The 11,965-nt window shown below is 61.4% G+C and carries 11 protein-coding genes and 1 other RNA gene; 5 read left to right on the plus strand and 7 right to left on the minus strand.

The genetic code is table 11. The features are described from left to right. Window positions 1-36: 36 nt before the first annotated feature. Complete coding sequence (locus ABIE52_RS10505; RefSeq protein ID WP_270007974.1) at window positions 37-1,347, plus strand: HNH endonuclease signature motif containing protein; 1,311 nt, start codon at window positions 37-39, stop codon at window positions 1,345-1,347. A 92-nt stretch (window positions 1,348-1,439) separates the two neighbouring features. Continuing rightward, on the plus strand, window positions 1,440-2,429 hold the full coding sequence (locus ABIE52_RS10510) for an alkaline phosphatase family protein (RefSeq protein ID WP_202426910.1): 990 nt from the start codon (window positions 1,440-1,442) through the stop codon (window positions 2,427-2,429). Window positions 2,430-2,533: 104 nt separating this feature from the next. Here the strand turns inward: ABIE52_RS10510 and ssrA are convergent. The 3 genes from ssrA to ABIE52_RS10525 form a co-directional block, all read right to left on the minus strand. Then, window positions 2,534-2,904: a transfer-messenger RNA gene (gene ssrA, locus ABIE52_RS10515) on the minus strand. 66 nt (window positions 2,905-2,970) lie between these two features. Continuing rightward, entirely contained in the window at window positions 2,971-4,545 is a 1,575-nt protein-coding gene (locus ABIE52_RS10520; RefSeq protein WP_192712535.1) for an SDR family oxidoreductase, read from the minus strand. A gap of 20 nt (window positions 4,546-4,565) precedes the next feature. Continuing rightward, window positions 4,566-5,513, minus strand: a complete 948-nt coding sequence (locus tag ABIE52_RS10525) for an NAD(P)/FAD-dependent oxidoreductase (RefSeq protein WP_192712536.1) — start codon at window positions 5,511-5,513, stop codon at window positions 4,566-4,568. Between the two features lie 65 nt (window positions 5,514-5,578). Here ABIE52_RS10525 and ABIE52_RS10530 point away from each other — a divergent pair, with 65 nt between their 5' ends. From ABIE52_RS10530 to ABIE52_RS10540, 3 genes are all read left to right on the plus strand, one after another. After that, complete coding sequence (locus tag ABIE52_RS10530; RefSeq protein WP_042450077.1) at window positions 5,579-6,163, plus strand: helix-turn-helix domain-containing protein; 585 nt, start codon at window positions 5,579-5,581, stop codon at window positions 6,161-6,163. A 412-nt stretch (window positions 6,164-6,575) separates the two neighbouring features. Continuing rightward, a complete protein-coding gene (locus ABIE52_RS10535; RefSeq protein WP_030534980.1) occupies window positions 6,576-7,502 on the plus strand; it encodes an aldo/keto reductase in 927 nt (308 codons plus the stop codon). Window positions 7,503-7,715: 213 nt separating this feature from the next. Next, on the plus strand, window positions 7,716-8,594 hold the full coding sequence (locus ABIE52_RS10540; protein ID WP_081305372.1) for a sugar phosphate isomerase/epimerase family protein: 879 nt from the start codon (window positions 7,716-7,718) through the stop codon (window positions 8,592-8,594). 225 nt (window positions 8,595-8,819) lie between these two features. Here ABIE52_RS10540 and ABIE52_RS10545 read toward each other — a convergent pair whose 3' ends face one another. The 4 genes from ABIE52_RS10545 to ftsE all read right to left on the minus strand — a co-directional run bounded on the left by ABIE52_RS10545 (window position 8,820) and on the right by ftsE (window position 11,903). Further along, window positions 8,820-9,689: an EamA family transporter gene (locus ABIE52_RS10545; RefSeq protein WP_502944853.1), complete on the minus strand. Its 870-nt coding sequence runs from the start codon at window positions 9,687-9,689 to the stop codon at window positions 8,820-8,822. After that, entirely contained in the window at window positions 9,686-10,159 is a 474-nt protein-coding gene (gene smpB / locus ABIE52_RS10550) for an SsrA-binding protein SmpB (protein WP_003942330.1), read from the minus strand. Before smpB ends, ABIE52_RS10545 begins: the two co-directional genes overlap by 4 nt. 76 nt (window positions 10,160-10,235) lie before the next feature. After that, on the minus strand, window positions 10,236-11,141 hold the full coding sequence (gene ftsX, locus ABIE52_RS10555; protein ID WP_003942367.1) for a permease-like cell division protein FtsX: 906 nt from the start codon (window positions 11,139-11,141) through the stop codon (window positions 10,236-10,238). A gap of 81 nt (window positions 11,142-11,222) precedes the next feature. Continuing rightward, window positions 11,223-11,903, minus strand: a complete 681-nt coding sequence (gene ftsE, locus ABIE52_RS10560; protein ID WP_020969258.1) for a cell division ATP-binding protein FtsE — start codon at window positions 11,901-11,903, stop codon at window positions 11,223-11,225. Between the last annotated feature and the right edge of the window lie 62 nt (window positions 11,904-11,965).

An 11,965-nucleotide genomic window follows, 5' to 3' on the forward strand; every position in this document is an offset into this window, starting at 1 on the left:
GTACTGGCATCTATTATCGAACGTACATTCGAAACAATGTCGGACACGCGCCGGGGGGCAACGATGAACGCAGAACTGACCGATACCGCAGCACTGATCAATGAAGAAACGCAGGGTTCCACCCGAAGCGACGTAGAGCAACTCGGCTCCGAAATCTGCGCTCTCGCCGGCCAGATCGCCGCGGCCACGGCTCGATTCCTCACCCTCCTGTCGAAGTTCGACGAAGACCGCGGCTGGTCCGGCCCCGGACTGCATTCATGCGCCCACTGGCTGTCGTGGAAATGTGGAATGAGCCTGCACACCGGCAGGGAATATGTTCGCGTCGCCAAAGCGCTCCGACCTTTGCCCGAGATGCGGAAGGCCTTCGAGCAAGGCCGGCTGTCCTACTCGAAGGTTCGCGCACTCACCCGGGTCACCACGCCGTCAAACGAAAAGCAGATGGTTCGGTTCGGATGCGAGGCGCCCGCAGCCCAGATCGATCGTCTCGCCGCAGGTCTGCGTAAAGCAACCGACAATGAATCCGGCAAAAGCAAAGCGCCCGAACATCTTCAGGTCCGCTGGCATTGGGACTCTGATACGGGCGAGTTTGTCATCAAAGGACGCCTGCCCGCACAGGACGGCGCCCGAATCCTCGCAGCATTGGCGGTGGCGGAACGTGAACGCACCCGAACCGCTGCCATCCGCCCTGTCGACGAGAAGGCTGCAAAGAACCCGGCCGGAAATATCGGACCAGGACTCGTCGCGATGGCAGAGCTCGCCACCGCCGCAGTCACAGACCGCACGTCCAAGGCCGCCGCGAACGAAGTTGTGTTCTTCCACGAAGCGAACACCGTCCGTGTACCGAGTGGACCCGCGCTCCCCCAAAGTGCCGCCGAGGAAGTGCTCTGCAACGCGAAACTTCGCCTGGGAACGACAAAGGAGGGATGCGTTTTGAATCTGGGCCGAAGGACCCGCGTCGTCAGCGCCAAACAAATGCTGGCATTGAATTACCGCGACGGATCTTGCCGCACACCGGGTTGCGGGCGGACTCGCTTCTTACACGCACATCACGTGAAATTCTGGGGACGCGGCGGAAATACGGACTTGGACAATCTGATCATGCTGTGCGGCACCTGCCACCGCGCGCTGCATGACGGCCAGTTCACGATCACTGCTCTCGGCGAGCAGAAGTTCGAGTTCCTTTACGCCAATGGTGACGTCATCGACCCAGCACCACCGACCGAGGGATTCGCTGATGGCCTACTGCGCGGAGACATACCCGACGACGCGATCATCCCAAGATGGGACGGCGAGCCCCTTCACCTCGATCACGCGGTCAGCGTCATCCTCGACGGTTGGGCCGCCTGAGGAAACATTGGTCTAGTCCAATCTGAATCTGCCGTGAACAACAGGACAACCCTCACATCCAGGTAGTGCAATTGGTCTAGTCCTATCGCAAGATGCTTAGCGTGACCAAGAAAATCGCACGCACCTCAGCCGCTATCACACTCCTCCTCGCCGGCGCTGTTGCTGCCGGAACTGCAACTGCTGCAGCAATTCCCGGATCGTCCGACCTCAATCCGTCGGCCGCCGAGAAGACAGTTGTCATCGGCCTCGACGGCACTATGCTCAGCCACATCAAGACCGCCGACGCTCCCCGCCTCCAGAAGCTGATCGCCGAAGGAACCAGCGGAGAATCTTCCATCCTCGGCCACACCACCATCTCCGGACCGTCGTGGTCGACCATCCTGACCGGAGTCTGGGATACCAAGCACGGAGTCAAGGACAACACGTACGCGGGCGCCCGCTTCGACCTCTACCCGAGCGTCTTCACCCGGCTGGAAACAGCAAAGCCCTCCCTCCTCACCGAATCGATCTCCACCTGGGGCGGCATCGACAACATCGCCTCCAGTGGGACACCGAAAGCCGACGTTGTCGTCACCACGGCCGATGCAGGTTCCGGAGCGGCCACCGACGCTGCGACGGCAGACGCCGTCGCCCGCGACATCACAGACAAGGGACCTGACCTGATCTTCACCCAACTCGATCAGGTGGACGGCGCGGGACATAGCGGCGGCACCAACGGCGCTGCGTACGAAGAGTCCATCGCCTCGGTCGATGCTCAGGTGGGCAAGATTGTCGATGCCGTCGATCAGCGCGCAGCAAAGACCGGCGAGAAGTGGACTGTACTGGTCACTGCGGATCACGGGCACAAGCCCGCCGGTGGGCACGGCGGTCAGACACCCGCGGAAGCAACGACATTCGTCATAGCACGCGGCTCGGGATACGCGGCCGGTCAGAACACAGACTCGTACACGATCGCCGACATCACCCCGACAATCCTCCAGAGCCTGGGCATTGCATTGCCTGCCGATCTGGACGGCAAGCCGCTGGCCAAGGAAGCTCCCGGCTTCGTCGGCTCGGTCGACCTGGGATTCTTCGGCTCCTGATCGCAAGAAGGCCCGGGCCACACAGCAGAGTGCCGCAGCAAGACAGCAGCAAGAATGCAGCAAAAAGGTCGGGCCGGAGAGCGTGTGCTCTCCGGCCCGACCTGTTGTGGAGCTGCCGGGAATTGAACCCGGGTCCTACGTTGAATCGCTAGGGCTTCTCCGTGTGCAGTTCGCTAAGTCTCTACTTGGATCTCCCAGTCTCGCGAACAAGCCAGGATGACGATCCCAGTCACTGTTTGATGTCCCATTCGACTCCGTGACCGAGCCGAACAGTAAAGCCCTCTAGCTGATGCCAGGAACCGGGTCGAGGGCAACCCCGGGCTGACAGACACGCTTCGCTACTTAGGCAGCGAGAGCGTAGTCGCGCTGATTGGAATCGGCGCTTATAGGTTTGCAGCGACGCTTACGGTGGTCTCTTGCCTGCACCGACACGCTTCCCCTAACTCAACACACGCAGTCGAAACCGTTCAGCCCCGTGTGTGCCCCGCGTCTTTCGTGGGGCTATTCACTATAACGCGCCGAAGTTCGGAAGTCATACCAATTAATCGGCGGCACTTTCCGTGTCCTTCGGCCCAGCCGTTTCCTGCACTGCACCCGCTTCCTGCACTGCACCCGTTTCCTGCACCGCAGCCATCTCACGCTCGGCGGCACCGGTGATGTTGGTGATCATCCCCTGGAAGACGACTCCGTGGAAAGGCAGGATCGAATACCAGTACGCCCGACCCGCGAGCCCGCGAGGGAAGAAGACCGCGCGTTGATCGAGGTGGGAACCCACCGGCCGTCCGTCGGCACCGGCTGGGCCTTCTGATACTCGCAACTCCAACCATGCTCCGCCCGGGACCTTCATCTCGGCGCGCAATCGGAGCAACTTGCCTCGATCGATTTCTTCGACCCTCCAAAAGTCCAGGGCTTCGCCCGTGTTGAGCCGGCGTGGATCCCGCCTGCCCCGGCGCAGTCCGACACCACCGACCGCGCGGTCCATCCACCCCCGAATGGCCCACGCCAAAGGGAATGAATACCAACCGTTCTCGCCGCCGATCGACTCGACCACCGACCAGAGGGTTTTCGGATCCGCCGCGCAGTCACGTTCGCGATGATCGACGTAGACCGCTTCGCCGGCCCAATCCGGGTCGGATGGAAGAGGATCGGATGGAGCGCCCGCGATCGTTGCACCGGACCACGCCGTCTCCACCTCACCGGTGTCGATCTTTCGAAGTGCCAGTCGCACCGCTTCTCGATACGGCGTGAGGCCCTCGGCGGGAGGCGGGATGAAGCCGTCGATGTCGTGATTGTGCATCACCGCGTCGTTCTGCAGGGATTCGATCAGGGGCATCGCCAAACCTCGTGGGATCGGCGTGACCAATCCCACCCAGTGACCTGCCAGACGCGGGGTGAGGACGGGCAGGACGAGGATGCGTCGGCGTACCAATCCAGCGACGTCGGCGTAGGTGTTCATCATTTCGCCGTACTGCATGACATCCGGCCCACCGATGTCGAAGGCGCGGTTGACCTCCGGCGTCGTCGCCGCGGCTGCAATCAAATAGTGGAGTACGTCACGCACCGCGATCGGCTGAATGTTGTTGTGCACCCACTTGGGTGTGGTCATCACCGGAAGCCGATTGGTCAAGTGGCGCACCATTTCGAAGGACGCCGAACCCGATCCGATCACCACTCCAGCTTGGAACACAACCGTCGGAACCTCGGAGTCGAGCAGGATCCGACCGACTTCGAGCCGGGACTGCAAGTGAGTCGACAACTCTCGGTCGGACGGATGAAGCCCGCCCAGGTAGACGATCCGTCGCACCCCCGCATCGCGGGCAGCGGCGGCGACGTTCTCCGCGCTTCGCTTGTCGATATCCGAGAACGACCCTCCCCCACCCATGGCGTGAACGAGGTAGTAGACCACGTCGATATCGTCGAAAACACCTGAGAGGGTGCCACTGTCGGTCAGATCCCCGCGCTTGATCTCCACGGAATCGTGCCAGGGAACATCGCGTAGTTTCTCCGGGCTGCGCACCACCACTCGAACTCGATGACCCTCTTCGACCAGGCGAGGGGCAAGACGTCCGCCGATGTATCCGGTCGCACCCGTGATCAACACTCTCACTGCGTCCATCACCCCACGCTACGCACAATTCAACTGCGAAGCGCGAGTGCAACCTCGAGGTCGTCGTTGGTCAACATCATGTTGATCCCCGCTCCGGCCTTCGCCCCGGCGGCTGCGGCCATGATGACCTGGGCACCCGGGTCCACGACATTGCCCGCAGCGAACACGCCGGGCACGCTTGTGGCCCCCATCATGTCGACTGTGACAAAATCGCCCATCATCGTCTCGGCGCGCTGCGCACCGAATGCGCGCAAGATCGCATCGTTGGGGTCCATCGTGAGGGCGCCACCGACAAAGACCGCCGAACGCGCGACCACACTGCCGTCGGCCAACCGCACGCCCACCAACCGATCATCCTCGACGACGGGACCGGCAACCTCACCCTCGACGATCGAAATACCGCGAGCCGCAAGCTTTTCCCGATCTTCGGAACTCAGTTCGGTGATGCGATGAAGGAAGAGAACCACGTCATCGGACCACTGGCGAACCATGAGCGCCTGGTGCATCGCAAATTCCGCGCTCTTGGCGATCACGCCGAGCGGCTGATCACGCACGCCGTACCCGTGGCAGTACGGGCAGTGCAACACATCGCGTCCCCAACGCTCGCCGAAGACTTCGAGTTCTACCGGTAGGCGGTCCGTCAGACCCGTCGAAACAAGCACCTTGCGCACCTGAATCTTGCTGCCGTCAGCCAGTTCTACCGAGAATTTCTCGCCGTCCCGTGTCACGGAGACAACGGTGCCGTCATGGAACTCGCCGCCGAATTTGCGGACCTCACCTCGGCCGATGGTCAACAATTCTGCCGGGTTCATGCCGTCACGGGAGAGGAATCCGTTCATGTGGTCGGCGGCCGCGTTCCGTGGCGATCCGTTGTCGAAGACGATCACGGACCTGCGTGCCTGACCGAGAATGAGTGCGGCGTTGAGGCCTGCCGCACCGGCTCCGATTACTGCTACGTCGAATGAGTTCTGCGTCATGAATCCAGAATGACAAGAGAACGCAGTCTTGACAAACACTGTTGCCACTTTGGCAAAATGAGTGCATGACCGAACCATCGTTCGAAGCCGTACTAGCCGGCATCGGCCCTCGCCTACGTGCGTTGCGCCAGCAGTCCGAGATGACCCTGGCCGACCTGTCGGAGACCACCGACATCAGCGTCAGCACACTGTCGAGACTCGAATCCGGTACTCGCCGAGCCAACTTGGAGTTGCTGCTGCCGATTGCCAAGGCACACGGCGTCCCGTTGGACGACCTGGTGAACAGCAAGATCAAGGACCCCCGCGTTCGAGAAGAACCTCGAACGGTCGGATGTATGACGGTCATTCCGCTGACCAGTCAACCCGGCAATCTGCAGGCCTACAAGATGATCATCTCGCCCACCGACGACGATCGCGAACCGGGATCCCACGAGGGCTACGAGTGGGTCTACGTTCTGTCCGGGCGCATCCGACTCCAACTCGGCGACCGGGATTTCATCATGGGGGCAGGCGAGGCCGCCGAGTTCGACACGCACATCCCGCACCGCATCAGTGCTGCCGACGGACGGCCGGCCGAGGCGATCAGCCTCTTCGGAAAACAAGGCGAGCGGGTTCACCTACGCGCAGCGCCGGCCGACAGACGCGGCTGAAGAAAATTCTCCGAGAAGCGAGGACATCTACAAGCGGGTGACTCGGTGGAGCGGGCGCACATCGTTGAGAGATGACTGAGAATCCGGCCAAACCAATGCCAACTGTTGTACCGCGCCGCCTGTCTCCACGCGAGATAGCTAGCCCGATGAATCATCATGACCGAGAAGAGGAATCCCGATGAGTGGAAAAACCACTTCCTACTGCGGTCCGGGCTCGTGCACGATTTGAATCGCTCCGATGAAGTGGGTCGGCGGACCAACCTTGTCGATGTATGGAATGTAGATGTTCGTTCGTCCCACAGGGCCTGCCGACCGCTCAGAGCTCTTGCAGGGTAATTGATCTTGCGTCCAATCATTCGTCGAGTTCGCGGGGCGACGAATTCACGTAAGTGGCGAAAACAAGGGGAATGACATGGAATTACGACAACTCGCGCGCGATCTTCAAGTCTCGCGTATTGGCTTAGGGTGTAACAACTTTGGTACCCGGCTGGACCCTGAGGGGAGTACGGAGGTCGTCCGTACCGCCCTCGATGAGGGCGTCACCCACTTTGACACAGCGACGATGTACGGAAACGGGCGCTCGGAGGAAATCCTCGGCAAGGCGCTCGCAGGTCAACGAGACCAGGTGGTAATCGCCACCAAAGCGATTCCACGCCCGCGTGAGGTCGATTACAAGCCCGGAGTACTCGCACGAAGCATCGAGGATAGCTGTGAGGCAAGCTTGCGGCGACTCAGCACCGATCGAATCGACTTGTACTACCAGCATGTCCCTGACCCCGATGCTCCACTGGAGGAGGCCATCGAGGCGTTGAATGGGCTGGTAGCCAAAGGGAAAGCCCGCCACGTAGCTTGCTCGAACTACTCCGCGGATCAGATGAGGCAGGCCGAGGGCATCGCCACCGGTACTGGCGCATCGCATTTATTGGCGAACCAGGTCGAATGGAATTTGCTCAACCGCGCGATCGAGGCAGACATTGTTCCCGCCGCACACGAGGTCGGAATGTCAATCATCCCTTTCTTTCCGCTTGCTTCCGGAATGCTCACCGGTAAGTACACGATGCGACGGCCGTTTCCGACCGGCAGCCGACTAGCAAGTGCGCCGTACTTCGCCACACTGGCAACGGAAGAGAACTTCGAGTACGTGGAGAAACTGTCAGCGTTCGCACAAGCGCACGGACACTCGATACTCGAACTCGCCATAGCGTGGCTGTGCGCGCAGGAGAGCGTTCCCTCTGTGATCATCGGTGCGATGAACCCCGAACAAGTGCGATCAAATGTTGCCGCCGCGGAGTGGAAGCTCGACGACGACGTTCTTGCGGCGCTGCCTTCGCGCCCCTGAAAGTCTGCGGTTCAACTCCTTTTGCTGATTTGACTACTGAGCAGCCAGATAGAAAACAAACGGCCCGCGCACTGGTAGCTCGCTTTCGCAATCCAATGTTGGACTTCCAACCTGTAAGCCGCGTCGACCGTATTCGTTCCGCCGGCAGTCGCAACGACAGGACCAGCACATCACCTCCGAGTGTGTGTGAGTGACGAAGAGAAGTGGCCATCGATGACCTACCAGGCTGTGCAGCCAATCGAGGGCACTGCCCTCTGCTGGGGATGCATCCCACACGCTGATTTGATACAGCTCGCCGAGTTGGCCCGTAGGGGCGGCTTTCCAGAGATCACTGTTCATCCCTCGCAATATTCGATTGTGAAGAGTGCCGACTCCCGAGTGCGGGAGCGCCTGGACGATCTAGGTGTGACTGTTGGCGTGATCGATGCGCTCATGACCTATCTACCCGGCTCTGCTCGACTGGATGAGGTACCTCCACACTGGCGCAAGCTCATGGTAGATCTCGACGAGTGTCTCGAAGCCGCTGAGGCGCTTCACGCTCGCACTCTCAACGTCGCCCATTTCTTGGGTGATCCGACAGTGAAGAGAAACGCGCTGGCGTCGGCGGTGCGACAAGTCGCCGACCGCGCAGCCGAGGTCGGAGTTCGTGTCAGTCTGGAGTTCATCCCCGGCACAGGAATACCGGATCTCGGTGCGGCGTTGGACATCGTCCGGCGAGCCGACCACCCCGGCGTTGGAATCCTGTTCGATACTTGGCACTTTCTGCGCTCGGGTGGTACGCCGACCCAGCTTGCAGAGGTTACCCATGGTCAGGTATTCGAAGTGCAGATCAGCGATCGTGTCCAGCCTGGCCGCCACGATCCCTATGTACCGATGACCGGCCGCCTGGCTCCTGGCGAGGGAACGGCGCCGATCGCGGAGATTGTGCGGGCGTTGGGGGTCGTGGCTCCCGACGTCGTGTTGGGAGTCGAGGTGTTCACCGCTGATATCGGAGATCCGGAGGAAACCGTGGCCCACCTTTCCGCGGCCACTCGGATGTTCCTGCGGAGTACTGAATTTGGTTCGCCCGCGGGCATTGTCGAGCCGTCATGAGCTATTCCGAGGCCCTGAGTTTGGTGCGATACCAAACTCGCACCGCCGCCGCGTTTCCAATTTGGCCACTCCGCCAATCGGAGACCAGTTCAAACCACGCGGGACTCTTTTGACAGGATGGTGTCGGATCGGGGTATCCGGCGTGCAAGTAGCCCAGGTACTCGTCGAGGAATGAAACAGCGCGTTCCTACGATGGGTGTACGGGTCACAGCCGCTGAAAAGGAACTACGCCCCAGCGACGGCAATCATGCCGACTGCCGCCAGCGCCAACAGCATTCCCGCTTGTTGCACGCGGCTTACCCGCTCGCCCAGCATCACCATGGCGAGCAGAACCGTCGCAGCCGGATACAGCGAACCGATCACGCTGACCAGTGAGAGCATTCCGCCTTGGAAGGCGTAGATCATCGTCCCGTTCGCGACGACGTCGAGGACGCTGACGTACACCGCGAGCTTGAGTGGCTCGCCTCGTGGGAGAACGAAGTGACCGGCCGCCAGCGCGACCAACCACACCACGACGGTCGCGGCACCTCGAGATACGGCCAACGCCCACAGTCCGCTGTCCTCGCCGATCTGGTGAAGTGCGATGAACGAGAGTGCAAATGCGCCACCGCTTCCGACGGTCAGAAGAGCCACTTGTCTGGTGAAGCGGAGGGTGATTCCGCCGGCGACCTCACCCGCGGTGTCGTCAGGCGACTCGCGGCTGACCAGGACGACGGCGACCAGCGCGACGGCAATACCCAGGTACGCGATCAACCCCGGCCGCTCACCGAATGCGAATCCGACGAGCACCGGAATGCCCGCCACCAGAACAGCTGTCAGCGGCGAGACCACCGACATGGGGCCGGTTGCCAGCGCGAGATAGAACCACCAGACCGCCAGACCACTCGTGACGCCCGCGATCGCGCCCCAGATCAGACCGTTCGGCGTCAGCGTCCCGGATACGAAAGGTGCTGCGATCAGAACGATGACGAGCGAGAGTGGATACGAGACGATCACCACACGCAGTGCGGCAACTCGTCGTGACGCAACTCCCCCGACGAAGTCGCTGACTCCGTAGGCAACTGCCGCCACGAGGGCAAGCAGGATGGAGGTCAGCGCATGCCCTTGATACGACGACCGAGCTCGCGGGTCACCTCGCGCTCGGCGGTGCGCTTGGCCATGTCCTGGCGCTTGTCGTAGTCCTGCTTACCCTTTGCCAGTGCGAGTTCGACCTTGACCTTGCCGTCGTTGAAGTACATCGACAGCGGGACCAGCGTCTGGTTTCCCTCGCGGGTCTTGCCGACGAGGTGCTCGATCTCACGCTTGTGCAGCAGGAGCTTTCGGGTACGACGTGGCGAATGGTTGTTCCACGTGCCTTGCGTGTACTCCGGAATGTGCAACGAGCGCAACCACACTTCGCCGTTGTCCACCGTGGCGAACGCGTCGACGAGCGACGCCTTGCCTTCACGCAGACTCTTGACCTCGGTCCCGACGAGAGCGATGCCGGCCTCGTAGGTGTCGATGATCGTGTAGTTGTGGCGTGCTTTGCGATTGGTCGCAATGACCTTGCGGCCCTTTTCCTTCACTGTCCGGGCCTCTCAGTCCGCTGTCTTGCTGTCGAATGGTTCTTGCTGTTCCAGCATAGAAGCTCGTGCAAACCGATTACTCGCGGACGTACAGACGCAGCGTCACGTACGCCGTCACCGCGGCCATTCCGACACCGGCAAGCACGAGGATCGGCGAGACGAACAGCACGTCACTGTTGGATATCCGCGCCACGATGTTTGCTTCGTAGACGTCGGACAGGACCCCGTCGATGAAGACGTTCTTCGCCGTGAACAGTCCGGCAATGGCGAGCACCGCACCGATCAAGGCCGCCACGACGGCTTCGAGGAGGAACGGAAGCTGGGTGTACCAACGCGTCGCGCCGACCAACCGCATGATGTTGACCTCGGTACGACGCGTGAACGCGGCGATCTGGACCATGTTGGCGATGAGCAGGATGGCCGCTATCGCCTGGACGATCGCGATCGCGAACGCTGCGTTGCGCACTCCACCGAGCACGCTGAACAGTCGGTCCACCAACTCGCGCTGATTGAGCACACTCTCGACGCCGGGCCTCGAACCGAAGGTGTCGTTGATGACGCCGAACCGCTCCGGGTCACTGAGCTTGACCTTGAACGACGCCGGGAAGCTGTCCGGGCTCACCAGGGCTGCCAGTTCGGGCTGGTCCTTGAACACGCGCTCGGTGGCGTCCTTCACGGCGTCTTCGCGGTTGAGGTACTGAACCGCGACGACGGACGGAGTCTGCTCGAGTTCCTTGCGCAACGAACTGCAGATCTCCTGCTCGCAACCGGGATCGGCCGAAGAGATGTCGTCGGTCAGGAAGATCTGCACCTCGACTCGTTCGAGGAAGATCTGCTGGGTCTTGCCTGCCATCTGCACGACCAGCAGACCACCGCCGAAGAGTCCGAGGGAGATCGCCGTCGTCAAGATCATGGCGATGGTCATCGTGATGTTGCGGCGTAGGCCGGTCAGGACTTCGCTGAAAATAAAGCTGGCGCGCATCGGGGAATCCGATTCCTTTTCGAGAGGCCGGTTGTTTCACGACAACCGGTGGGCGTACGGGACGTGTGGTCGTAGTCGGCGCTACCTGCCGACGCCGTACACACCCCGCGCTTCGTCTCTGGTCACCTTGCCGAGATCGAGTTCGATGACGCGTCGACGCATGGAGTCGACGATGTGGTGATCGTGGGTCGCCATCACGACGGTGGTGCCGGTGCGGTTGATCCGCTCGAGCAGCAGCATGATGTCCTGGCTCGTTTCGGGGTCCAGGTTGCCGGTGGGCTCGTCGGCGAGCAGCACGAGAGGGCGGTTCACGAATGCGCGGGCGATGGCGACGCGCTGCTGCTCACCGCCGGAAAGTTCGGTGGGCAGTCGATCGGCTTTGCCGGCCAGACCGACCATGTCGAGAACCTCGGGCACAGTGCGCGCGATGACGTTGCGGGGCTTGCCGATGACTTCCAACGCAAAGGCCACGTTCTCGGAGACCGTCTTCTGCTGAAGCAAGCGGAAGTCCTGGAACACACAGCCCATGCTCTGGCGAAGCTTCGGCACGCGGCGGGCCGCCAACTTGTTGACGTGGAAATCCGCGACCTCGATGTCGCCGGACGTGGGCGACTCCATCTTGAGCAGCAACCGCATGAACGTCGATTTGCCGGAGCCGGAGGGGCCGATGAGGAAGACGAACTCCCCCTTCTCCACCTCCACACTGACCTTGTCGAGCGCCGGCCTGGTGGAGGCCTTGTAGGACTTCGACACATTCTTCATGCTGATCACAACTAGCCAGTCTAGCCGTTATCTAACGGTGACCTTGGCGCCACGCGCGAGCA

It is taken from the genome of Rhodococcus sp. OAS809 (genome assembly GCF_040546695.1).
GTDB lineage: Bacteria > Actinomycetota > Actinomycetes > Mycobacteriales > Mycobacteriaceae > Rhodococcus_F > Rhodococcus_F qingshengii.

Coding starts and splice junctions, on each gene's coding strand:
- ABIE52_RS10505 (WP_270007974.1), top strand. CDS start 37: ATGTCGGACACGCGCCGGGGGGCAACGATGAACGCAGAACTGACCGAT.
- ABIE52_RS10510 (WP_202426910.1), top strand. CDS start 1,440: ATGCTTAGCGTGACCAAGAAAATCGCACGCACCTCAGCCGCTATCACA.
- ABIE52_RS10520 (WP_192712535.1), bottom strand. CDS start 4,545: ATGGACGCAGTGAGAGTGTTGATCACGGGTGCGACCGGATACATCGGC.
- ABIE52_RS10525 (WP_192712536.1), bottom strand. CDS start 5,513: ATGACGCAGAACTCATTCGACGTAGCAGTAATCGGAGCCGGTGCGGCA.
- ABIE52_RS10530 (WP_042450077.1), top strand. CDS start 5,579: ATGACCGAACCATCGTTCGAAGCCGTACTAGCCGGCATCGGCCCTCGC.
- ABIE52_RS10535 (WP_030534980.1), top strand. CDS start 6,576: ATGGAATTACGACAACTCGCGCGCGATCTTCAAGTCTCGCGTATTGGC.
- ABIE52_RS10540 (WP_081305372.1), top strand. CDS start 7,716: ATGACCTACCAGGCTGTGCAGCCAATCGAGGGCACTGCCCTCTGCTGG.
- ftsX (WP_003942367.1), bottom strand. CDS start 11,141: ATGCGCGCCAGCTTTATTTTCAGCGAAGTCCTGACCGGCCTACGCCGC.
- ftsE (WP_020969258.1), bottom strand. CDS start 11,903: ATGAAGAATGTGTCGAAGTCCTACAAGGCCTCCACCAGGCCGGCGCTC.